Source organism: Allobosea sp. P2_A10 (assembly GCF_056405115.1).
This window is the reverse complement of the sequence record NZ_JBFUCS010000001.1, coordinates 721689-745358: the sequence shown is the minus strand read 5'-3', so window position 1 is coordinate 745358 and position 23670 is coordinate 721689. Positions and strand designations below refer to the sequence as shown.

Here is a 23670-nt window from a genome sequence, read left to right as displayed (position 1 = left end):
TGCTTACTGCAGCCTGACCGACACGCTCTCGCTCGCGCCGGTTCCGTCGATGACGGATATGCGGACGAAGCCCTTGCCGGCTGGTTGCCAGGCGGCCTCGCGACGCCTGGTCGGCTCCAGCACGGGCGCGCCGTCGACCAGCCAGGTATAGGGCGGCGCGCCGCCCGCGACCTTGAGGTTGAGCTGGCTCCGGCCGTCGAGGGCGGACGCCGCAAGGTCGATCTTCGCGCCTTCGGGCGGGAAGGCGAGCCTCAGCGCCGGCGTCGTCATCGCCGCGACGGTCTTGGGCACGTCCTGCCGCAGATGCCGCAGAGGCGGCGGCAGATGCGCCGCTGTGGAGACGATCGCGTCCGGCGGCTGTTGGAACGGTCGCGGGTCTATGCCGAGCCGCGCGAAGGCGTCGAACAGAATGGGGGCCGCGACGACCCGTCCGACGAGGCCGGGCACCGCGCCGTTGTCAGCCCGGCCGACCCAGATGCCGATGGTGTGCCTGCGGTCGAAGCCCACGGCCCAGGCGTCGCGATAGCCATAGGAGGTGCCGGTCTTGTAGGCGATGCGGCCGGGCGTGGCATTGAGCGGCGGCGGCGCGCCGAGCAGGGTGTCGGCGACATACCAGGCCGCGACAGGGTCGACGAGGCGCTGCGGCGGGTCTGCGGTTGTCGCGTCTGCCCTCACCTTCAACGGCGTCATCTCGCCGCCGCGCGCCAGCCCGACATAGAGCCGGGTCAGGTCCTGCAGCGTGATGCCGAGTCCGCCGAGGCCGATGGCGAGGCCGGGCGCTCCGCCCTCCTTCGGCATGGCAATGGCGGCGCCGGCATCGCGCAGCCGCGACAGGAAGCGCTGCGGGCCGAGCGCCGAAAGCAGCTCGACGGCCGGCACGTTCAGCGAGAGCTGGAGCGCCTTGCGCGCGCTGACCATGCCCTGGAAGGTCAGATCGAAATTCTCCGGCACATAAATGCCGTAACGCGCCGGCCTGTCCTCCAGCATGGTCTCGGGATGGGCGATGCCGTTGTCGAAGGCGAGCGCGTAGATGAAGGGCTTCAGCGCCGAGCCGGGCGAACGTAGAGCCCGCGTCAGGTCGAGCGAGCCGGCGCGTTCGGCGGCGAAATAATCGACGCCGCCGACCGAGGCGCGGATCTCGCCGGTCTCGTTGTCGACGACGAGGATCGCGATCGAGACCTGCGAAGCCAGGCCCAGGCTGCGCTCGCGGGCCAAGCCTTCCAGATTGGCCTGCAGGCGGGCGTCGATGGTCAGGCGATGCGCTTGATCGTTCGGGGCTTCCGCCACCACCCGCTCGGCGAGATGGGGCGCCAGATTGGGGAAGGGCTTTCGCGCGATGGGAAGCGGTTCCTCGCGGGCGGCCGTAATTTCCGATGCGGTTACGAGGCCCGCGGCCTCGACGCGGGCGAGGACGCGCTCGCGGGCCTTGCGGGCAGTCTGCTCGAAACGGTCGGGCCGGCGCGTCTCCGGCGATTGCGGCAGGGCGACGAGCAAGGCCGCTTCCGCCGTCGAGAGGCGCTTCGGCTCCTTGCCGAAGTAAGCGAGGCTCGCGGCGCGGACCCCTTCGAGATTGCCGCCGAAGGGTGCGAGCGTGAGATACAGATCGAGGATCTGCTTCTTGTCGAAGCGCCGTTCGAGTTCGAAGGCGCGGACCGCCTGGCGCAGCTTGACAGAAAGCGAGCGCTCTTCCCTTGGCTCCAGCAGGCGCGCGACCTGCATGGTCAGCGTCGAGCCGCCGGAGACGATGCGGCCGCTCGTCAGCATCTGCGCGGCGGCGCGGGCGAGGCTTAGCGAGTCGATGCCGGAATGGCTGTMGAAACGCCGGTCCTCATAAGCCTTGAGCATGGCGAGATAGCGCGGATCGACGTCATCAGCCGTCACCGGAAGCTTCCAGCGCCCGTCCTCGGTCAGAAACGGCCGCAACAGCTTGCCTTCGCGGTCGAGCACCACGGTCGAGCGCTCGGATGCCGCCGCGAGGTCGAGGGGAGGCAGTGTCGAGGCGTAGTGCAGGAGGGTGGCGGTGGCGGCCGTGAGGAGGAGGGCGCAGCAGGCAATCGCGATCTTCAGCTTGCGGAAACGCGGGGCGCGGCCTCCTCCCCCCGGGAGAGAAGGCTCGGTCGCGCCCATCTGTTTGCCGCGCGCCATCGCTGCGGGTCTATCGCGCCGAGGCGATGTCGACCGTCCCGAACGCCGTCCGGCCGAAGCGATCGGGCCGGTACATATCCTCGATCACGGCGGCCGGCGCGACATAGCGGCCGGGCGAGACCGCACGGACGATATAGGCGACGGTGAAGGCGAGCTTCTGGGTCGTATTGCCGGGGCGGTCGAAGGCTGCGACATAGCGGTCATCGCGCGCTTCGGTGTGAACCGGCGAGACCTCCTGCTTCAGCCAGTCGAGCCCGGCGACCGAAGCGCCCTCCGTCAAATTGGCGTTCTCGATCTCGAGCCCGGCGGGTACGGGGTCGACCAGCAGGACACGGCCATAACGCGGGTTCGGCTCGGTTATGTTGAGCGCCACGACATAGCGCTCGTTCTGGCGCAGGCGGGTGGGATCGGCCTTCTCGCCCTTCATCGTGTAGATCACCCGCTCCAGTCCGAAGCCCCTGTTCAGCGCGGGTTCGGCGCCGGTCGGGATGCCCGCAACAGTGATCACCGCCTGCGCCGTCGTCGCGCCGGGATTGGCGACTGTCAGGGATTTGGCCTCAAGCGCCTCGGCGGAGAGGGTGCGGTAGAGCGCGCCCTTGCGCTCCGCGCCGTCGACGACGAGCGACATGCCCTCCGCGTCCTTGGCCAACGCCTGGGCGGCGACGACCATCCACATCTGCTCCTGCGTCGAGGTGTAGTTCGATGCGGCGCGCGCGCTGTCGACGATCGCGGCCGCGCGGCTGATGTCGGCGCGCTCGCCATTGGCCTCCGCGATCAAGGCGAGCACGGCGCTGCCATCGCGAAGGCGCGTGCCGTAGTCGGGCCGCGAGAAGCCGTCGTCGCGGGTTTCCTGCAGGCTCGCCAGCGCGCTGGTGAAGGCGGCGCGGCCACGGCCGCGATCGCCGAGCAGCGACAGCGCCGCGCCGATCTGCCCGCGCGCCAGCGGGGTCGCGAAATCCTTCAGCTTGTTGTCGGCGAGGTATCGCAGATCGCCCATCACCGGCCGGCCGTTGCGGGCGAGGACATAGAGCGCATAGGCGATCCCGGCGGCCTCCTCCTTGTTGATCTCGCTCGTGTTGACGACCTGGTTGCGCAGCCGGTCGAGGGCGAGGTTGAAGGCGACCTGCGGCACGGCGATCTGGCGCTCGCGGGCCCGTGTCAGGAAGTCCGCGACGAAGGCGTCGAGCCAGAGATCCTCTCCGCCGACGCTCCAGAGCCCGAAGGAGCCATTGCCGCCCTGCCGCGCCAGCACGCGCTCGATCGCCCCATTGACGCGCTCGTCGGCATTGGCGTCGAGCGCCAGATTCTCCAGCGAGGCGAGTTTATTCACCGAAAGCAGCGGCAGCGCGCGGCTCACCGTCTGTTCGGTGCAGCCATAGGGATAGCGATCCAGCGACTTCAGCAGCGCCGGCACATCGAGTGAGGCCAGAGGCGAGACCGAGACGGAGACCTGGCCCGAATTCGGCACGAGATCGGCCATCAGATCGGCCGACACCGTGATCGCGCCGCCATTGCCTGGGATCGGCCGGACGATCCGGCGCGCGATCGTATTGGCCGAGGGCTGTACGCGCACGGCGAGGTTCTGCACCGTGCCGATGCCGCCGGGACCCGTGATCCTGACGTCGAATTCGGCGCGGCCGAGGCCTGCCGCCGTGACGGGGATCGTCATCTGGGTCTTGCCGCCCGCCGCGAGCTGGACGGTGCGTCGCGTCGCATCGGCTGCGACGAGAACAGGCCCGCGCACGTCGAGATCGACGACATAGGCGCCTGCCGGCCCCTCGACATTGTTGATCGCGAGGTGGAAACGCGACTGGTCGCCGATGGCGAGGAAACGCGGCAGCGTCGCCTGCGCCACGACCTGGTCGCGGATGATCACGTCGGCCGAGGCCTGCCCGGTGCTGCCGGCCGACCAGGCCACGCCCATGACGCGGACCGAGCCGTTGAAGGCCGGCAGGTCGAACTCGATCCTGGCCATGCCGTCTGCGCCGACCTTGACCACGCCGGAATAGCGCGCGAGCGGCTCCTGCGTCGGCTTTTCGCCGGGCGCGGTCGCAGCGCCATCGCCGCCGGTGCGGATCGCGCCGCGCACGCCCTGCATGCCGTCGATCAGATAGCCGTAGAGGTCGCGCAGTTCATGGCCGATCTGGCGCTGGCCGAAGAAGAACTTGCTCGGATCGGGGCTCTCGAAGCGGGTCAGGTTGAGGATGCCGATATCGACGGCCGCCACGGTGACGAAGGCGTCCTCACCGGCCTTCGCCCCGGTGACCTTGATCGGCAGCGTCAGCTTCGAAAGTGGGCGCACCAGAGGCGGCGCGCCGAGATCGAGCGCCAGCGTGCGGCTTTCCTTGCCGATCTGGAACCAGGACAGGCCGATGGCGCGCCCGGGCAGGCGCTGGGCGGCGGTGTCCATGGGCCTGTGCGCGAGCACGACGAGATAGGCGCTGGCGCCCCATTCGGCCTTGACCGGGATCGACGCGGTCGCGCCGTTGGCGGCGACGTCGATGGTGCGGATCTCGTTGACCCGGTCGCTGATCACCGCAAGCGTCGCCTTGCCGGCGAAGCGGGGCGCGAGCCGGACCTGCATGGTCTCGCCAGTCGCATAAGCGCCCTTGTCGAGCGAGACGTCGAGCACGTCGGGCGTGTCGGCGGTCTTGTCGGCCTCGTAGCCGACGGTGAAGGAGACCGAGGTCTCGGTGGAATCGGGACCATCGGCGGCAACGTCGAGGCGGTAGTTGCCCCATTGCACGGCGGCCGAGATCGGCGCTGCGGCGGTAGCCGAGACCGCGATCTCGCCATCGGCGACGCGGCGGGTCTGCTTGACGCCCTCGAAATTCCAGCGCCCGTCCTGGAAGAACCACTGATAGTTGCGCGTGACCTTGGACAGCGTCCATTTCACGCCCGGCCGCGCCAGCCTGCGGCCATCGCCATTGGCCATGATGACCTCGAAGCCGGCGGTCTGGCCGTTGCCGATCTCGCCATCCTTGAACAGCTTCCTGACGCCGATCGCCGCGCCCTTGGGTACGATCGGCAAAGTCACCGTGCGGGCGATCGCGCGCCCTCCGGGCTCGCCGACGCGGATGACGAATTCGGCCTCGAGAGGCCGGTTGGTCTCCGGCTGCGTCACCGGGTTGGCGACGGTGACCTTGCCTGCGGCGTCGGTGGTTGTGCTTTCCTCGAAATCGCTCTGGACCGGCTGGAATTCTTCGTCGGTCAGGCCGACCTGATAGCCTGCAAAGCCCGGGATGGCGCTGGCGGCCGCTGCGCGGATCGTCATCGAGCCGGTGACATCGAGCTCGGAGCCCGGCGCGCCATAGAGGTAGCGGGCGGCGACATCGATCTCGGCCGGCTGGCCGGCCTGCAGCACCGGCGCCTTGGGCGTCAGCGTCAGCTCCAGCTTCTCGGGCACATAATCCTCGACGAGGAAGGTGACCTCGCCGATCGCCGGTCCCTTGGGATCGGCATAGGCCTGCACGCGCCAGGTGCCGGTCGCGGCGCCCGGCAACAGCGGGATCGAATGGGCGCGCCCGCCCGCGCCCTGATCCTCGACCTGCCGGCGGCGATATTCGACGCCATCTGGCCGCTTGACAGAAATCGTCAGCGGCAGGCCGGTGACGGCCGCGCCCTTGGCGTCGCGCAGCAGGGAGGTCAGGTAGACCGTCTCGCCGGAACGGTAGACGCCGCGTTCGGTGTAGAGATAGGCGTCGAGCCCCGATGGCGCGACGCGGCCCTTGACGCCGCGATCGGAGAGATCGAACGCCGTCTGCTTGAGGTCGAGGAAGCCGTAATCCTCGCCCATCGCGACGGTGACGAGACCCGGCGCGTTGCCGCCCTGGCCCTTGCCGAGACCGGCGTCGAAGCGGGCATAGCCGTTGGCGTCGGAGCGGGCGGTGCCGAGGATCTCGTTGTTGCGGGCGACGAGCCGGAGTTCCGCATTGGCGACCGGCGCGGCATCGGCGAGCGAGCGCACCAGCACATGGACGCCGTCTGGGCCGGAAAACGAGGTCAGGCCGAGATCGGAGACGACGAACCACTGCGTCGCGCGGGTCGAGCCGTCGTCATAGTCGCCGCCATCGCCGTCGGAGGCGGGCGCGGCGATCTTGCCGCCCGACGGCTTGGCGAACATGACATAGACGCCGGCTTTGAGCGCGCCGACGGCCTCGACCACCGGGAAGGCGGTGATGACGTCCTTGTTCAGCTCCGATTTGACCTCCATCGAGCCGGTCCAGACGGTCTGGCCCTTGTCGGAGGCGATCTGCTTCGACTGGTAGCTGCCGAGCTGGCCGAGGAAATCCTCGGAATGGACCGAGTTGATCAGGTTGCGGTCGCCGATGCGCATGACTTCGAGATCGAGCCGGTCGGCATTGACCGAGACCACCGGCACGCCCTGCTGGCCGGTGCGCGGCAGCACGTAGTTCTTGCCGGTGAAGCGCACGGATGGCGTACGGTCGCGGACATAGACTTCGTAATCGCCCGATTTCGTCAGCTTCTCGTCGGGGATGGCGGAGGGCACGCCCTGGCGGATGACGAAGGCGTAGCGCTCGCCATGCCTGAGCCCGTCGACGCAGATCTGCTTGTCCTCGGCGCTGACAGCGAAATCGCCCTTGCCGCCGGAGATCGCGACATAGGGCGCGAAATCAACGCGGCCACGCGCCAGCGGTTCTGAGAATTCGAAGCAGGCGCGCGGGCTCGCCGCATCGGCGTCGACCTTGTTGGAAAGCAGGCGGAAGCCGCGAGTCTCGCGCAAGGCCTCATAGGCGGTGCGCAGCGGCGCGTTGTCGGCGAGGTCGAGGCTGAGCCGGTAGGTCGTCAGCGCCGGCCGCCAGAGCTCGTTTTTCTCGAAGGTGCGGGCGAGGACGCCCAGCGATGCGGCTTCCTCGGGACGAGTGGCGGCGCGGCTATAGGCGAGATAGGCCGCCGTGATCGCGCGCTCGCGCAGCTCCCAGCGCTCGCGATAATCGCGCGGCTCGATCGCGTTGGCGGCGTTGGCCATCAGGCGCCAGCCGGCGGAACTGGTGGGCTCGGCGACCACGGCGGCGTTGGCCTGGGGCAGGGCGGCGCGGGCGTCGCCGCGCGCCAGCGCCACGGTGCCGATCCGCAGCGCCTCGGCCGATTGCCTGCCGCTGACCGAGACCTCGCGCTTCAGCCGCTCCTCGAGCCTCGCGCCATCAGCCGCCAGATCGTTGCGGACATAGGCCTTCTGGGCGAAGGCCGGCATCGCGGCGAGTGTCAGTCCGACGGTCAAGGCGAGACGGGCGAGCAGGGTCATGGTCGGTCCTCTCCGGGCGATCCGAGGCGTCGATTCCAGCGCCTTGCGTGTCGGCACAACGACATCTTTGATCCGGCCGGCAGGCTATCACCGCCGTCTGCCGGCGCAATGCGAAAGGTGACGATGGGTTCTCGGCGATCGCAGTTGCGGGCCGGCGCGATCTGACGCTCAATGGCGCCTCCTCGCTCCATGCTGGAGATGCGCGATGGCCAATGCGATCAAACCCTGTACCGGACTGGCGCTCGCCCTTCGCCTCGCCTTGGCCGCGCCTGTCACGGTCGCGCTGGCTGGCGCAGCCCTGGCGCAGGCCCCCGTGGCTCCGGCTGCGAGCCCGCAGATGGCCGCGGCGCAGGCGACGTTCGAGGCGCTGCCGGATGCCGAGCGCAAGGCGATCCAGACCGATCTGATCTGGGCCGGCCAATTCAGCGCCGCCGCCAGCGGCTCCTTCGGCCCTCTCACCTTTCGGGCCATCAACGCCCTCAAGGCCGGGCGCGGCCCCGCCGACGGCGTGCTCACGCCGCAGGAGCGGCAAGCCCTCAGTCAGGCGGCACAGGCGGCGCGTCAGGCGGCGGGGTTTCGTGTGATCACCGATGAGCGCACCGGAGTCCGCATCGGCATCCCCGAACGGGTCCTGCCCAAGCGCGAGGCGACGCCGACCGGCGGCAGCCGCTGGCAGAGCGCCGACGGCAAGGTCACGCTCGACGCCAGCACGAGCCCGCCGGGTGAGCCGCTGGAGGCGATCTTCGAGAAGGCGACGCTGGTCAACCCCAACAATCCCGGCCGCAAGATCACCTACAAATTGCTGCGCCCGGACTTCTTCGTCGTCACCGGCGAAACTCCGACCGGCAAGTTCTATCGTCGATTGGCGCTCGGTCCGCAGGGTCTGCGCGGTTTCTCGATCGGCTACGACAAGACCGTGGCGACCGAGGTCGATCGGCTCGTCATCGCGATCGCATCGAGCTTCGAGCCCTTTCCGACCGGGCCTGCGCCGGCGACCCCGTCGAGCGCGATCGCCAGCGTCGCCGGCTCGCCGCCGCCGCAGTCCCCTGCTCTCGTGCCGCCCGTCGTGCGGCCGACGGAGCGCTATGGCGTGGCGTTGGCCGTCTCCGACAAGGTCGCACTGACGGTTGTATCCGCGATCGAGGGCTGCCGCTCGCTGCGGGCCGGCGGCCGGTCGGCACGTCTGCGCGTGAAGGACGATGCGAGCGGACTTGCCTTGCTCGATCTCGACGGCGCGGGTGCCGCTCCGACAGCGGCCTTACGCACCGACGCACTGGCGGAGCGCGAAAATCTCGTGCTGGTGGCGTTCGGCGATGATGCCGGCAAGCGGGCCGCGATGGCGCTGCCCGGTCAAGGCGTGCGCATCGGCGCCGCTCCTGCGGTCTATGCGCCGCTCCAGCCCGGGCAGGCCGGCAGCCCGGTCTTCGATCGCCAGGGGCGACTGGCGGGGCTGGTCACCGCCAATCCGTCCGACAAGCTGCTGGTCGCTGGCGTCGCGCCGCAGCGCGCCTATGCGCTGAGCGATGGCGCGGCGCTTCAGGCCATGCTCGCCAAGGCCGGCCTGTCGCTCCCCGCAGCGACTACGGGCGCGGAGCTCAGCACCGGCGCGGTTGTCGACAAGGTCGGCAAATCGGCGCTGCCGGTGGTGTGCGGGCTGTAGGATGGTACGGCCGTCGGAACCCTTCGCCTTCGGGTCGACCTGACGCCGTCATTCCGGGCGCAGCGAAGCGGAGACCCCGAATCCATCGTAAGGCTCGACAGCGCTCGACGATGGATTCCGGATCTGCGCGGCTACGCCGCTTGTCCGGAATGACGGCGTGGTCCCACAAAAAAACCACGCCGAAAGGCGAAAGCCCTCAGCCGATGATGCCGCCGCTCTTGAGTTCGGCGATCCGGGAGGGTGCGAGCCCGAGCTCACCAAGCACTGCGTCGGTGTCCTGTCCCAGTCCCGGCGGGCGATGGCGCAGCGGCGTGCGCTCCCCGTCGAGCCGGTAGGGCGGGGACAGCACGGAGGGCGTCGCGGTGCTGTCGGCGTCGTCGCTGACCATACCGGCCTGCGCCGCCCGCTCTGAACGCAACGCCTCGTTCAGGCCCAGCACCTCGCCGCAGGGAATGCCGTTGGCTGCGAGCCGCTCCAGCAGCAGCGCGCGGGGCCTCGCCCTCAGCTCGGCCTCGATCATCGGCAGCAGGGTCGGGCGGTTCTGGGTGCGCAGCAGGTTGGTGGCGAAGCGTGCGTCCTGAGCCAGATCGGGCCGTTCGATCACGGTGCGGCAGAAGCGCTCATATTGGGCATTGTTGCCGACGGTGATGACCAGCGGCCCATCGGCGGCGTCGAACACGCCATAGGGCACGATCGAGGGATGGGCGTTGCCGTAACGCGGCGGATTTTCGCCCAGCGCCAGCGCCTCCAGCCCGTAATAGGAGGTGACGGAGAGGCCGCAGTCGAACAGCGCCATCTCGATGTGTTTGCCCCGCCCCGTCCGGCCGCGCTGGATCAGGGCGGCGAGGATGGCTTGCGCCGAGAACTGGCCGGTGAAGAGATCGACGATGGCGACGCCGAATTTCAGCGGCGGCTGGTCGTCATTGCCGTTCATGCCCATCAGGCCGGATTCGCCCTGGATCACGAGGTCGTAGCCGGGGCGGGTGGCTTCGGGCCCGTTCGAGGCATAGCCGGCGATCGAGCAGTAGATCAGCCCGGGGTTCAGGGCGCTCAGGGCGTCGTAGCCGAGGCCGAGCTTGTCGGCGCCGCCGGTCTTGAAGTTCTGGATCAGCACGTCGCTTTGGGCCGCGAGATCGCGGACGATGGCGAGGCCCTCGGGCTTGCCGACATCGACGCCGATCGCGCGCTTGTTGCGGTTGACGCTATTGAAATAGCAGGTGTTGCGCTCGCCCAGTCGAAAGCCCCAGTCGCGCGTGTCGTCGCCTCGGTCGGGATGCTCGACCTTGATCACATCCGCCCCGAGGTCGGCCAGCACCTGCCCGCACCACGGACCGGCGAGGATGCGCGAGAGATCGAGTACGCGGATGCCTGCAAGGGGGAGGTCGAGAGTGGTCATCGGCAAGTCACGCTGTTGTCATGGCGAGGTCCAGAGCCAGACAGGCCATCAGATAACGGTCCCGGTATTGGCCGTCGACCAGAACGGCCTTGCGCTGATGGCCCTCCTCGACGAAGCCCGCGGCGCGATAGAGCGCGATCGCCCGGTCGTTGTCGCTCCTCACGGTAAGCTCGATGCGCATGATGCCGGCATCGAACGCGGCGACCATGGTCTGTCCCAATAGCAGCCTTCCGATACCCATGCCACGATGGGACGACAGGATGCCCATTCCGAGCGCGCCGCAATGTCTGCGCAGCGGCCGGCTGGTCTCGCGAAGAATGTCGCACCAGCCGACAATCATGCCGTCGAAGAGGGCGACGAACTGCGGGTTCCTCGCGGCGATGTTGGTCTCGACGAAAGCGGTCATCCGATCAAGCGAGGGAGCTTCATCGAACAGCAGGAAGCGCTTCTCGCGTGCGACCGCATCGAGCGCGGCGCGAAAGCCTGCGATGTCGGCCATCGCGATGGGGCGAATCTCGACGACCGCGCTCACGAGCCCATCACGCATTCCAGGCTGGCCGCCAGCGCTACGAGCTGCGGCCGCACCTCCTCCATCAGGAAGACGCGATCGAGGATTGCGGTCGGCGCGCCGCAATTGATCGACATCGGCGGCAGGCCGCCGCCGGGACGGAAGGCCACGGCAATCGCGCTGACATTCGCGCGCCATTCGCCGAAGGAGCGGGCGCAGCCCAGTTCGCGATAGTCGTCGAGGGCGCGCTGGATGCCGTCATGCAGGCGTGGCCAGCCGGCTTCGTCGACGGAGCGGATGTCCTCCATGATCGAGCGCCGCTCCTCCTCGTCGCAGATGGCGAGATAGGCCCGCCCCATCGAGCTCCTCGCCATCGAGACGCGCGAGCCGACATCCATGTTGAGTGCGATGGATGTCTCGCCCGGGCAGCACTCGATGTAGCGCATGCCGAGTCGGTCGCGGACGCCCAAGCCCACCGAGGCGTTGGCGAAGGCGGCGAGATCGCGCATGCCGGGCCGCGCGAGATGGCGGACATCGAGCCCGGCCAGCGCGTTGGCCCCGATCGCGACCAGCGCCGTCCCCAGCCTGTAGCTGCCCGATTCCGGGACGTGATGGAGATAGCCGAGCCGCGTCAGCGTATGGGTCAGCCGCGACACCGTCGAGCGCGCCAGCCCGCAGCGCTGCGCGATCTCGGAATTGGCGAGCGCCTGCTCGCCGCGCTTGAAGCAGGCCAGCACATCGAGCCCGCGCGCCAGCGCCGTGACGAAATGGCGATCCTGGCCGGGATCGGCCATCTCGTCCTGCCGCCTCGTCATGCGGCGGCGCGACCCTGCGTGAAGGCCCAGTTCCATCGCCTCACCGTTTCAGGAAGGCGGCGAAGGCGGCCCTGGCTTCGGCCGACAACAGCCTTTCGCCGAAAAGGCGGCCCTCGGTCGAAATCGTCTCCGCAACATGGGCGGCGTGGCCGCGCTTCAGCAGCGACTTGGTCAGCGCGACCGATTCCGGGGGCAGCGCAGCCAGCGCACGGGCCTTCTCGATCGCGAGCGTAAGCGCGCCGCCTTCCGCCACCACGGCGTTGACGAGGCCTGCCTCCTGCGCTGCGTCGGGGCCGAAGGCTTCGCCCAGCATCAGCAGTTCGGCAGCGCGCTTGGTGCCGGCGATCAGCGGCAGGAGATAGCTCGATCCGCCCTCGGGACAGAGGCCCAGCGCGACGAAGGGCAGGCGGAAGCTCGCGCCCTTGCCCGCGAAGGCTAAGTCGCAATGCAGCAGCATGGTGGTGCCGATGCCGACGGCGAAGCCCTCGACGGCCGCGACGATGGGCTTCTTCGCCGTCGAGATCGCGCCGAGGAAGTCGATCGCGACGCGCGGTCCAGTGTCGGAGGCGGCGGCGAAATCCTTGATGTCGTTGCCGCTGGTGAAGCAGCCGCCAGCGCCGGTCAGCACGATTGCGCGGATGTCCGCGTCCGCTTCGGCCGCGCCGATCGCCTCGATCAGCCCGGCATAGCTCGCCCGGTCGAGCGCGTTCCTGCGCTCGGGCCGGTTCATCGTGATCTGGGTCACGCCCGGGGCCACGATTTCGCTCAGGATGGATCCGGTCATGGCTGTCGCGTCCTCGTTCAGCGGCTGCAAAGCGCGGCTTTCGCCTGCGCATATTCGGCCTTCAGCCGGTCGATCACGGCGGCGACCGGCGGCGCGTCGTCGATCAGGCCGACGGCCTGGCCCGAGCCCCAGATGTCGCGCCAGGCCTTGGCCGTGCCCGAACCGAAGCTCATCTTGGTCTTGTCGGCGTGGGGCAGATCGTCCGGGTCAAGCCCCTGCGCCGCGATCGAGGGCTTCAGGTAATTGCCGGGAACGCCCGTGAAATACGGCGTGTAGACGATGTCGGCGGCCGAGGTGCCGACGATCATGTCCTTGTAGCCTTGGGCGGCATTGGCTTCCTGCGTCGCGATGAAGCGGGTGCCGATATAGGCCAGATCCGCGCCCATCGCCTGCGCCGAGAGGATCGCCTGACCGGTTGCGATCGCACCCGACAGGATGACCGGGCCGTCATAGAAGCGCCGGATCTCGCCGACGAGCGCGAAGGGACTGAGCATGCCGGCATGGCCGCCCGCGCCGGCGCAGACCAGGATCAGCCCGTCGACGCCGGCCTCCAGCGCCTTTTGGGCATGGCGGATATTGGTGACGTCGTGGAAGACGAGGCCGCCATAGGAATGGGCGGCGGCGACGATCTCGCCTGGCGCGCGCAGCGAGGTGATGATGATCGGCACCTGATGGCGCACACAGGCCTGCATGTCGTGCATCAGCCGGTCGTTCGAGGCATGCACGATCTGGTTGACGGCGAAGGGCGCGATTTTTCGCGTCGGATCGGCGGCCTTGGCGGCGGCGAGCTCGCTCTTGATCCGGGTCAGCCAGATATCGAGCTGGTCGGCGGGCCGGGCATTCAGCGCGGGAAACGAGCCGACGACGCCGTTCAGGCATTGCGCGATGACGAGTTCGGGGCCCGAGACGATGAACATCGGCGAGCCGATGACGGGAAGGCTGAGCGCATCGGATAATGAGGCGGGCAGGGCCATGAAGTGCTCCGGATCAGAGAGGGGCCGACCCGGCTTCGCGGGCGAGATAAAGATCGTGCAGGCGGTCGAGATCGACCTGCGCCGCCTTCTGGCTGAGCAGCAGCTTGCCGGCGCGCATCAGATGGACATGGTCGGCGACCGAGAGCGCGATATGCGTGTTCTGCTCGATCAGCGCGATGGTGACACCCTCGGCCTTGAGGCGGCGGATGATGCCGAAGACCTCCTTGACGATCACGGGGGCCAAGCCCAGCGAGGGCTCATCGATCAGCAGGATGCGCGGCTCGCTCATCATGCCGCGCCCCATCGCGACCATCTGCGCCTCGCCGCCCGAGAGCGAACCGGCGAGCTGGGCGCGACGCTCCTTCAGGCGCGGGAACAGTGCGAAGACGCGCTCGAGATTGCGCGCACGCGCATTGCGGCAGCGGCGTGGATAGGCTCCCAGCGAGAGGTTCTCCTCGACGCTCATGTCCTTGAAGACCATGCGTCCTTCCGGGACCATGACGAGGCCGGCCTCGATCAGGTCCCAGGTTCGGCCCCTGAGCGGGCGGCCGTCGAGCCTGATCTCGCCCTGATGCGGGATCAGGCCCATCAATGCGCGAAACAGCGTCGTCTTGCCGGCGCCGTTGGGGCCGACGATCGCTGTCAGCTCGCCCTTGGGAAAGCCGAGCGAAACGTCCCAGAGCACGTTGATGGCGCCATAGCCGGCGCGGAGCGAGCGGACCTCAAGCATGGAGAGGAACTCCGGATGTCATCCCCGCGCCGTCATTCCGGGCGCAGCGAAGCGGAGACCCGGAATCCATCATCAAGCACGACGGTGCCCTGTGATGGATTCCGGATCGGCGCCGCTTCACGGCTTGTCCGGAATGACGGCGAGGGTGGTGAAACCAATCGCCCGAGGCAGTAACCTCAAGCATCGGCCGCTCCCGTATAGCTCTCGACCACCGCGGGGTTGCGGAAGACCTCTGCTGGCGTGCCGTCGGCGATCATCTGGCCGAAATTCAGGACCACGGCGCGCGAGCACAGGTTCGAGATCGTCTCGATGTCGTGCTCGACGATGACGATGGCCAGGCTGTAGCGCTCGTGCAGCTCGCGCAGCTTGTCGACGAAGCGGCGCTTGGCCTGGTTTTCCAGCCCGGCCAGAACCTCGTCGAGCAGGAGCAGCTTCGGGTTGGTCGCCAGGGCCTTGGCGATTTCGAGGCGCTTCAGCTCCTGCAAGGCGAGCTCGGTAGCGGCATCTCGGTTCGCGTGTTCGCCGAGTTCCATCACCTCCAGTATCTCGTCGACGCGCGCGGCGTCGGCCTTGCCGGCTCCGAAGACCTGCGCGACCGTCAAGTTCTCGCGCACGGTCAGATGATGCATGGGCTGCGGGATCTGGAAGGTGCGGCCGAGCCCGAGACGCGCGCGCCGGTGCAGCGGCAGCCGGCCGATCTCCTTGTCCTGGAACAGGATCTTGCCGGTTCGCGGCCGGACCAGTCCGGAGATGGTGTTGAACAGCGTCGTCTTGCCCGCGCCATTGGGGCCGACGAGTCCGAGGATTTCGCCGGCGCCCATGGCGAAGGAGACATCCTTCAGCGCGGTCAGGCCGCCGAAGCGCACGGTGACATCCTCAAGCCGCAGCATGAGCGGCTCCTGTCTGCGATGTCTTGCCGCGCTTCTTTTCAAACAGCCCGAACAGGCCGTTGGGTGCGATCAGGATCATGCCGGCGAGCAGGAAGCCGAGGATGATCTCGTGGCCGATCGGCAGCAGTTCCTTGGCGACGACCTGATCGAACAGATAGATCAGCACCGCGCCGGCGACGGGCCCGAGGATGGTGCGGTAGCCGCCGAAGATCGCGGCGATGATCGGCAGCACCGACCAGTTGCCGGAAAAAGCGTAGTCGGGTTCGAGGAAGTTGATGATGTGGGCGTTCATCGCGCCGAACAGGCCGGTAATGAAGGCCGAGAGCAGTAGCATCCAGGCCTTGAGCAGCGTCGCGTTGACGCCGACGACGCGGGTTGCGTCCTCGCTCTCGGCCATGGCGCGCAGCGCCGTGCCGACATGGCTGCGCTTCACCGCCAGGTAGACCAGCGCGCAGGCCGCCACCAGTACGACCAGCAGGCAGTAGCTGCCGACGCGGCTCGACAGATCGAAGCCGGCGATGGTCGGCAGCGGCGGGAAACGCTGGACGCCGGCGGAGCCGCCGGTGATCGAGGTCGCCTCGGTCGCGAGGATCTTGAAGATGTGGGCGTAGGCGAGGATGGCCAGCGCGAAATAGGGGCCCGACAGCCGGAGCGCCGGCAGCATCACGACCGAGCACAGCGCCGCGCCGCAGGCGCCTGCCAAGAGAGAGAGCGGCACCGGCAGTCCGGTCCGGGCCGAGAGGATCGCGGACGTGTAGGCGCCGACGCCGAAGAAGGCGGCGTGGCCGAAGGAGACCATGCCGCCGAGATTGCCGAGCAGCGCCCAGGCGAGCGCGACGCCGGCCACGATCAGGCCCGACACCATCAGGCCCATGACATAGCCGTTGCCGCCGAAGATGAAGGGTACGGCGATGGCGACGGCGAGCATCAACAGGGCGGGAAGGTTGCGCATCATCGCCTCACCCGCGCCTGGCGCGCGCGCCGAACAGACCGTTCGGCATGAAGAAGAGCACCAGCAGGAAAAGCACCATGCCGACCAGCTCCTGCAGCGCGGAACTCGCCAGCGTCACCGTCATCGCCTCGGTGACTCCGAGCAGCAGCGCGGCGCAGAAGACGCCGGGGATCGAGCCGACGCCGGCCAGCACCGTGACGATGAAGGCCTTGATGGTGAGCGCCGGCCCCAGCGCCGGCTGGACCACGCTCATGGTGAAGAGCGCGATGCCCGCCACGCTGGCGAGGATGCCGGCGACGATGAAGGCCGCGAGTTCGACCCGGCGCGGATCGATGCCCATCAGCATCGAGGCGTCGCGGTTGGACGAGACGGCGCGCACGGCGCGGCCATACCAGCTGTGCTTGAGCCACCACCACAGCACGGCCATGACCACGAGGCTGATGACAAAGGCGGTGATCTCGCCCTTCATCGCATAGACGGTGTGGAAGGAGACCGCATCCTGCAGAAAAGGCGAACCGGTCGAGCGGACGTCGCTGGCGAAGACGAGCAGGATCGCATTGGTCAGGATGACGCCGATGGCGAAGGTCAGGATCAGCGAATTCAGCTCGCGATGCTGCTTGATGCGGTCGATCAGCAGATAGACCGCGACGCTGACGACCCCGGTCGCGGCAAAGGCGAGCGGAATCGCGGCATAGGGGTTCCAGCCGGTCCGGCTTTCGATGAAATAGGCCATGTAGGCGGCCAGCAGCACGAGTTCGCCATGGGCGAGGTTGATGATCTTCATCGCCCCGAAGGTCAGCGCGATGCCGAGCGCCACCAGCGCATAGACCGAGCCGACGAGCAGGCCGGAGAACAGCGATTGCTGGAGGAGTTCGAACATCGGTGGCGAGTGGACCCTGATCTCAATTCGGTATGCGCATCGTCATTCCGGGCGTTGCGAAGCGCGGACCCGGAATCCACCCTGAAGGGCTCGCTGCCTTATGATGGATCCCGGATCAGCGCCGCTGACGCGGCTTGTCCGGAACGACGGTGCGGGTGGTATGAGCGAGGGCTCGCAATCACCACGGCACGGCCGGGTAGGACAACTTGCCGGTGGCGAACTCGGCCGGAGAGACCAGCGGGATCTTGCCGTCACGGTGCTGGCCCATGCTGAGCGCGAAATTCGGGTTGTCGCCGACATCGTTGAAGGTGATCTTGCCGAGCGGCGACGGGCGGTCGGTCTTCTTCATCTCGGCGAGCAGGCCCGCGCTCTTCAGTGTGCCCGCGTCGGCTGCGCGGCCGAGCGCCTCGCAGAGCACCATCGTCTCGACGAAGGCGAGCGTCGAGGCATACTCGATCTCCTTGCCGTACATCTCCTTGTAGACGGCGGCGAACTTCTTGCCCTCCTCGTCCTTCACCTCGACAGGGAAGGGCAGGAAGGTGGTGCCGATGACGTTGTTCATCAGGTCGGGGAAGTCGGAATACATCTTCGGCGTCGCCAGCGACCAGGCGCCGACCACGGCCTTGACGGCGGGCTTCAGAACCTTGGCGGCGCGGATGATGCCGACATAGTCGTTCTCATAGGCCGACATGAAGATGATCTCGGATTTGTCCTGCAGCTTCACCTTGTTGATGATCGGCTTGAAGTCGGTGATCGCCGGGTCGAACGGGTGCAGCGTGACCTTGAAGCCCTTCTTGACCAGGCTCTCCTCGAGGCCCTTGGCCAAAAGCGCGGGCGCTTCCTTGGTCGAGGCGATGATCGAGACGCCGTTGGGCTTCAGCTCTTCGATCAGGCCCTCGATGCCGCGCTGGTAGCCGGCATTGTTGTTGATGCGGAAGAAGTTCTTGTTGCCGCGCGCGACGAGCTCGTCGGAGACCGCGCCGCCGGTGATGTAGACCTTGCCGAGGCGGTTCGAGGTGTCGGACGCCGGGCCGACAATGTTGGAGCCGTAACCGCCGATGATGGCGGACGCGCCGTCGGACACCAGCTTTTCGACGGCGGTGACCGCCTTGGCCGGCTGGCTCTCGTCGTCGATCACGGCGATCTTGATCTTGTGCTTGCTCTGGCCCTCGTTGAAGACCTTGAGCGCGACCTGCATGCCTTCGTTGAAGGATTGGCCGGAGCGGGCGAGGGAGCCGGTCAGCGGCATATGCGCACCGACGGCGATGTCCTCGGCGCGCGCACTCGCGGCCATGGCGAGAGACATCGCGACGGATGCGGCCAGAGTGGTCGCGAGGAAGGACTTCGCGAGGAAGGTCCTACGGATCATGAATTCCTCCAGTGGCTTCTTCATCAGGCCTGCGCGGCTGCCGATGCGGCGTTGCACAAGGCATGGCATGGTGGTTCGCGGCGGGTCAAGCCGGCGACTTGAATTCTGCAGTGCAGCATTGCCACTGCCGCAGCGCCGCAAGAAGAGGCCGGCCGCTTGACAAAGCGGTGTCGAGGCACTTCCTAAGGTCGCAAGCGCAGGCGCTCGTTCTGCCATGCAGAATATGATTCAGGCTTGAGGAAGACGCCCATGGAGTTCGTCCGGCTCGCCCTTCGCGGCAGGATCGCTGTCGCGACGATCGACAATCCGCCGGTCAATGCGCTGGGCGCGGGCTTGCGCGCCGGGCTGTTCGAGGCAATCGCACAGGCCGCCGCCGACCCCGCCGTCGACGCAATCGTGATCGCGGCGGCCGGCCGCGCCTTCATCGCCGGCGCCGACATCAGCGAGTTCGGCAAGCCGCCGGCCAAGCCCCTTCTTCCCGATGTTCTGGACGCCATCGAGACCTGCGCCAAGCCGGTCGTGGCCGCGATCCAAGGCGTCGCGCTCGGCGGCGGGCTTGAGGTCGCGCTTGCCTGTCATGGCCGCGTCGCCGTGCCCACAGCCAAGCTCGGCCTGCCCGAGATCAAGCTCGGCATCATTCCCGGCGCGGGCGGCACGCAGCGCCTGCCGCGCCTGATCGGGGCGGCCAAGGCGTTCCCGATGATGCTGTCGGGCGATCCGGTTTCGGCCGAGAAGGCTTTTGCGCTCGGACTCGTGGATATCGTCTCTCTTGGCGACGTGGTCGAGGCCGCAGTCGCTCTGGCGCAGGACATGGCTGCCAGGGGTGCGCCTCCGAAGACCGGCGAGCGGACGGATATGCAGACCGAGGTCGATCGCAGCGCCTTCGAGGCGCTGGCCGCGGATGCGACGAAGAAGTCCGGCGACATGCCCAATGCGATGGCGCTGATCGAGGCGGTGCGTGGCGTCTTCACGCTGCCCTTTGCGGAGGGGCTTGCGGCCGAGCGGGCGCTGTTCCTGAAGCTCGTCGCCGACGAGCGCTCAAAGGCGCTCCGCTATGTCTTCTTCGCCGAGCGCGACGCCGCCAAGGTGCCGGGCATCGGGGCCAACGTGACACCGCGCCCGATCGCCAGGGCCGCCGTGATCGGGGCCGGCACGATGGGTGGCGGCATCGCGATGTGTTTCGCCAATGCCGGCATCCCGGTGACGCTGATCGAGACGCAGGCTGCGCAGATCGACAACGGCATGAACCGGGTCGCGGCGATCTACGAGATGTCGGTGACGCGCGGCTCGCTGACGCCCGAACTGCGCGACAAACGCCTGGCGCTGATCACCGGCAAGGTCGGGCTCGCGGCGGCGGCGGACGCCGATATCGTGATCGAGGCCGCCTTCGAGGAGATGGGCGTCAAGCAGCAGATTTTTGGCGAGCTGGACAAGATCGCCAAGCCGGGCGCGATCCTCGCCAGCAACACCTCCTATCTCGACATTCCCACGATCGCGGCGGCGACGAAGCGTCCGCAGGACGTGCTCGGCATGCATTTCTTCAGTCCGGCCAACGTCATGAAGCTGCTGGAGGTGGTCCGGCCGGCGGGTGTCGCCGACGATGTCGTGGCGACCGCCGTGGCATTGGGCCGGACGTTGGGCAAGGTGCCGGTCGTGGTCGGGAACGGGTTCGGCTTCGTCGGCAACCGCATGCTGGAGCAGCGCACCCGCGCCGCCGAGCGCCTGCTGATCGCCGGCGCCCTGCCCCATGAGGTCGACAACGCGCTGACCGGATTCGGCTTCAAGATGGGGCCGTTCGCGATGTCGGATCTTGCCGGGAACGACATCGGCTGGCGCACCCGTAAATCGCGCGGAAAGACGGCGGCGGTCGCCGACGCGATCTGCGAATGCGGCTGGTTCGGCCAGAAGACCGGCCGTGGCTACTATCTTTATCCGGAAGGCGCACGCGCCGGCCAGCGCGACCCGGAGGTCGAGGCGCTGATCGCTCGCATCTCGCAGGAGAAGGGCGTGACGCGGCGCGCGTTCACTGCTGATGAAATCCTGGCGCGGCTGCTCGATCCGATGGTCAACGAAGGCGCGCGCATTCTCGAAGAGGGCATCGCGGCGCGGCCGGGCGACATCGATATCATCTGGCTCAACGGCTATAATTGGCCAGCCTGGCGTGGCGGGCCGATGCATTGGGCCGATACGGTCGGGCTCGATGTCATCGTCAGGCGGCTGGAAGCCCAGGCTGCCGAGAGCGGCGACAAGGCGCTGGAGCCGTCGCCGTTGCTGCGCCGGCTCGCCGCCGAGGGCAAGGGCTTTTCGGAGCTGAAGGCGCAAGCGGCGTGAAGGCGGCTCCCCGCCCGATCTGGCAGCAGCGTTTTCCGCAGGCCTGCGACTGGGATGCGACGGTCGAGACCGGGATCGTGCCGGAGCTTCTGGCCGCGCCGGTGGCGTCGAGGCCCGAAGCGTCTGCCATCGAGTTCCGCGAGCGGACGATCTCCTACGGCGAACTCGACAGGATGGTGGCCCAACTTGCCGCCGGGCTGATCGCCGATGGTGTGCGGCCGGGAGATCGCGTCGCGCTGCTGCTGCCCAATACGGTCTGGCATCCGGTTGCGTTCTTCGCCGTCGCGCGCTGCGGCGCGAGTGTGGTGCATCTTTCGGCTCTGGATGCGCCGCGCGAACTCGAACACAAGCTCAAGCTGACGAAGCCGACGCGGCTCGTCACCACAAACCTGCCGGGCTTCCTGCCAAACGCCCTGAAGTTGATCGAGGCCGGCACCGTGGCGCGTCTGCTCGTCGGCGAGGATGGCCGCTGGGGGCAAGGAGACGCAGCGCCGCTCGGCATCCCCAATCAGGCGAATGTCGCCCGGCTCGACGACCTGATGGACGCGCTGCCGCCGGCGTCATGGCCCGTCGTCTCGCCCGACGACGTCATGTTGCTGCAGTTCACCGGCGGGACCACGGGCATGCCGAAAGCGGCAATGCTGACGCATGGCAATCTCGTCTCGGCAGTGAACATCTACCGGCTCTGGACAGATGGTGAGCCGCTCGAGCCCGGCGCGCAGAAGTCGATCGCCGTGCTGCCGATGTTCCATATCTATGCGCTGACGACGATCCTGCTGCGACATATCCGCGACGGCAACGAGATCCTGCTGCGTCAGCGTTTCGATGTGGAAACGCTGATCGCCGACATCGCGGTCAAGCGCGCGACGCTGTTCTCGGGCGTGCCGACGATGTGGTTTGCGCTGCTCAATCGGGACGGCGTCGAAAGCGTCGATTTCTCGTCGCTGCGCTCCTGCGTCTCGGGCGGCGCACCGCTGCCCTTCGATGTGCAGACCCGGCTCGAAGGGATTCTGGGCGTCAGGCTCAACAATGGCTGGGGCATGACCGAGACCGCGCCAGCGGGATCGCGTGTGCCCAGGGACGCAAAACCGCGGCCGGGCCTGATCGGTATTCCGCTGCCCGGTATCGCCATGCGGATCGTCTCGCTGGAACCCGAGCGCGACGAATTCCCGCCAGGCGAGATCGGCGAGATCGCGATCAGGGGACCAAACGTTTTCAAGGGCTATCTCGATGACGAGGCCGCCACGATCGAGGCGTTCCACGAAGGCTGGTTCCTGACCGGGGATCTTGGCCGTATGGACGAGGACGGGCTGTTCGAGATCGTCGACCGCCGCAAGAACATGATCATTTCGAGCGGCTACAACGTCTATCCCGTCGCTATCGAGAGCGCGATCTATGAGCACCCGGCGGTGCAGGAGGTCGTGGTGATCGGCATCGACGATGCCTATCGCGGCCAGGCAGCGAAGGCCTTCGTCAAGCTCAAGGCCGGGCATGCGCCCTTCACGCTCGACGAACTCACGATCTTTCTGAAGGATCGGCTCGGCCGACACGAGATGCCGCGCGCGCTCGAATTCCGCGAGACGCTGCCGCGCAGCGCGGCAGGCAAACTGCTCGCCAAGGTTCTGATCGCCGAAGAGCAAGAGAAACTGGCGGCTTCCGCCAAACCCACCCCGTCCGCCGCATAGGATCGATCTGTTCCATGACCGAAGCCGTCATCGTCTCCACTGCCCGCACACCGATCGGCAAGGCCTTTCGCGGGGCGTTCAACCAGACCAAGGGCGCCGACATGGCGGCCCATGCGATCCGGCATGCGCTGGGTCACGCCAGGATCGAACCCGAGGCGATCGAGGAGATCGTGCTGGGCTGCGGCTATCCGGAAGCGGCGACCGGCGGCAATGTCGCGCGTCATGCCGCGCTGATGGCTGGCATTCCCGTGCAGTCGGCCGGTGTCACGGTCAGCCGCTTCTGCGCCTCGGGACTGGAGGCGATCGCGCATGCGGCGCGGCGCGTGGTGATGGACGGCGTGCCGGTCGCGGTCGGCGGCGGGGTCGAGTCGATTTCGCTGGTGCAGCCGCAGGTCAAGCGCGAGCTGACGCAGAACGACTGGCTGATGGCCCACAAGCCCGAGATCTACACCTCGATGATCGAGACGGCCGACAATGTCGCGAGCCGCTACGGCATCTCGCGTGAGGCGCAGGACGCGTTCTCGCTGGAGAGCCAGCGCCGCACGGCATCAGCCCAGCAGCGCCGGCTCTTCGACGGCGAGATCGTGCCGATGACGGCGATGATGAGCGTCACCGACAAGGCGAGCGGCGAAACCCGGATGGAGGAGGTCACGCTCGCCAAGGACGAGGGCAACCGGCCGGAGACGACGCTGGAAGGTCTGCTCAAGCTCAAGCCGGTGCGCGGCGACGACCAGTTCATCACCGCCGGCAATGCCAGCCAGCTTTCGGACGGGGCTGCGGCCAGCGTGGTGATGTCGGCCGATGAGGCTGCGAGGCGGGGGCTGTCGCCGCTCGGGATTTTCCGTGGCTTTGCGTCGGCCGGCTGCGAGCCCGACGAGATGGGCATCGGTCCTGTGTTCGCCGTGCCGCGCCTTCTGGAGCGCAACGGGCTCAAGGTCTCCGACATCGATCTCTGGGAGCTGAACGAGGCCTTCGCCTCGCAATCGCTTTATTGCCGCGACACGCTTGGCATCGACCCCGACAAGGTCAACGTCAATGGCGGGGCGATCTCGGTTGGCCATCCCTTCGGCATGAGCGGCGCGCGCCTCGTAGGCCACGCGCTGCTGGAAGGCCGCCGTCGCAAGGCGCGCTATGCCGTGGTGACGATGTGCGTTGCCGGCGGCATGGGCTGCGCGGGTTTGTTCGAGATCAATCAGGGCTGATGAGTTCACACCCAAACCACGCCGTCATCCTGGGCGACCGAAGGTCGTCCCGGGATCCATCATAGAGCACCGACGCAGCCCGA

At 67.8% G+C, this 23670-nt stretch carries 16 protein-coding genes; 4 read left to right on the top strand and 12 right to left on the bottom strand.

The window, feature by feature from the left end:
• Positions 1 to 3 precede the first annotated feature (3 nt).
• Together pbpC and AC1DZY_RS03605 are read right to left on the bottom strand one after the other, a co-directional pair.
• Positions 4 to 2145: a penicillin-binding protein 1C gene (pbpC, locus tag AC1DZY_RS03610; protein WP_476818681.1), complete on the bottom strand. Its 2142-nt coding sequence runs from the start codon at positions 2143 to 2145 to the stop codon at positions 4 to 6.
• Between the two features lie 10 nt (positions 2146 to 2155).
• Complete coding sequence (locus AC1DZY_RS03605; protein WP_476818680.1) at positions 2156 to 7411, bottom strand: alpha-2-macroglobulin family protein; 5256 nt, start codon at positions 7409 to 7411, stop codon at positions 2156 to 2158.
• Between the two features lie 205 nt (positions 7412 to 7616).
• On the opposite strand from AC1DZY_RS03605, the gene AC1DZY_RS03600 reads away from it, so the two are divergent.
• Complete coding sequence (locus AC1DZY_RS03600) at positions 7617 to 9071, top strand: serine protease family protein (protein WP_476818679.1); 1455 nt, start codon at positions 7617 to 7619, stop codon at positions 9069 to 9071.
• Positions 9072 to 9267: 196 nt separating this feature from the next.
• On the opposite strand, the gene AC1DZY_RS03595 is transcribed toward AC1DZY_RS03600, so the two are convergent.
• The 10 genes from AC1DZY_RS03595 to AC1DZY_RS03550 all read right to left on the bottom strand — a co-directional run bounded on the left by AC1DZY_RS03595 (position 9268) and on the right by AC1DZY_RS03550 (position 18369).
• On the bottom strand, positions 9268 to 10467 hold the full coding sequence (locus AC1DZY_RS03595) for a CaiB/BaiF CoA transferase family protein (protein WP_476818678.1): 1200 nt from the start codon (positions 10465 to 10467) through the stop codon (positions 9268 to 9270).
• A 7-nt stretch (positions 10468 to 10474) separates the two neighbouring features.
• Complete coding sequence (locus AC1DZY_RS03590) at positions 10475 to 10999, bottom strand: N-acetyltransferase family protein (RefSeq protein ID WP_476818677.1); 525 nt, start codon at positions 10997 to 10999, stop codon at positions 10475 to 10477.
• The gene (locus tag AC1DZY_RS03585) at positions 10996 to 11790 is read right to left on the bottom strand and encodes an IclR family transcriptional regulator (RefSeq protein WP_476818676.1); all 795 of its coding nucleotides are present in this window, start codon (positions 11788 to 11790) and stop codon (positions 10996 to 10998) included. The genes AC1DZY_RS03590 and AC1DZY_RS03585 overlap by 4 nt, the downstream gene beginning before the upstream one ends.
• A 40-nt stretch (positions 11791 to 11830) precedes the next feature.
• Positions 11831 to 12574 (bottom strand): enoyl-CoA hydratase-related protein, encoded by a 744-nt coding sequence (locus AC1DZY_RS03580; protein ID WP_476818675.1) that lies wholly within the window; start codon positions 12572 to 12574, stop codon positions 11831 to 11833.
• 17 nt (positions 12575 to 12591) lie between these two features.
• The gene (locus AC1DZY_RS03575) at positions 12592 to 13548 is read right to left on the bottom strand and encodes an NAD(P)H-dependent flavin oxidoreductase (protein WP_476818674.1); all 957 of its coding nucleotides are present in this window, start codon (positions 13546 to 13548) and stop codon (positions 12592 to 12594) included.
• A gap of 13 nt (positions 13549 to 13561) precedes the next feature.
• Entirely contained in the window at positions 13562 to 14278 is a 717-nt protein-coding gene (locus AC1DZY_RS03570; protein ID WP_476818673.1) for an ABC transporter ATP-binding protein, read from the bottom strand.
• Positions 14279 to 14454: 176 nt separating this feature from the next.
• Positions 14455 to 15168: an ABC transporter ATP-binding protein gene (locus tag AC1DZY_RS03565; RefSeq protein WP_476818672.1), complete on the bottom strand. Its 714-nt coding sequence runs from the start codon at positions 15166 to 15168 to the stop codon at positions 14455 to 14457.
• On the bottom strand, positions 15155 to 16123 hold the full coding sequence (locus tag AC1DZY_RS03560) for a branched-chain amino acid ABC transporter permease (protein WP_476818671.1): 969 nt from the start codon (positions 16121 to 16123) through the stop codon (positions 15155 to 15157). Before AC1DZY_RS03560 ends, AC1DZY_RS03565 begins: the two co-directional genes overlap by 14 nt.
• A 4-nt stretch (positions 16124 to 16127) precedes the next feature.
• On the bottom strand, positions 16128 to 17000 hold the full coding sequence (locus AC1DZY_RS03555; RefSeq protein WP_476818670.1) for a branched-chain amino acid ABC transporter permease: 873 nt from the start codon (positions 16998 to 17000) through the stop codon (positions 16128 to 16130).
• A gap of 178 nt (positions 17001 to 17178) precedes the next feature.
• Positions 17179 to 18369: an ABC transporter substrate-binding protein gene (locus AC1DZY_RS03550; RefSeq protein ID WP_476818669.1), complete on the bottom strand. Its 1191-nt coding sequence runs from the start codon at positions 18367 to 18369 to the stop codon at positions 17179 to 17181.
• A 249-nt stretch (positions 18370 to 18618) separates the two neighbouring features.
• On the opposite strand from AC1DZY_RS03550, the gene AC1DZY_RS03545 reads away from it, so the two are divergent.
• From AC1DZY_RS03545 to AC1DZY_RS03535, 3 genes are read left to right on the top strand one after another with little or no spacing between them, the layout of a single operon-like run.
• Complete coding sequence (locus AC1DZY_RS03545; protein WP_476818668.1) at positions 18619 to 20700, top strand: 3-hydroxyacyl-CoA dehydrogenase NAD-binding domain-containing protein; 2082 nt, start codon at positions 18619 to 18621, stop codon at positions 20698 to 20700.
• On the top strand, positions 20697 to 22385 hold the full coding sequence (locus tag AC1DZY_RS03540) for an AMP-binding protein (RefSeq protein ID WP_476818667.1): 1689 nt from the start codon (positions 20697 to 20699) through the stop codon (positions 22383 to 22385). The genes AC1DZY_RS03545 and AC1DZY_RS03540 overlap by 4 nt, the downstream gene beginning before the upstream one ends.
• Positions 22386 to 22399: 14 nt before the next feature.
• On the top strand, positions 22400 to 23587 hold the full coding sequence (locus tag AC1DZY_RS03535) for an acetyl-CoA C-acyltransferase (RefSeq protein ID WP_476818666.1): 1188 nt from the start codon (positions 22400 to 22402) through the stop codon (positions 23585 to 23587).
• The last annotated feature ends 83 nt before the right edge of the window (positions 23588 to 23670 follow it).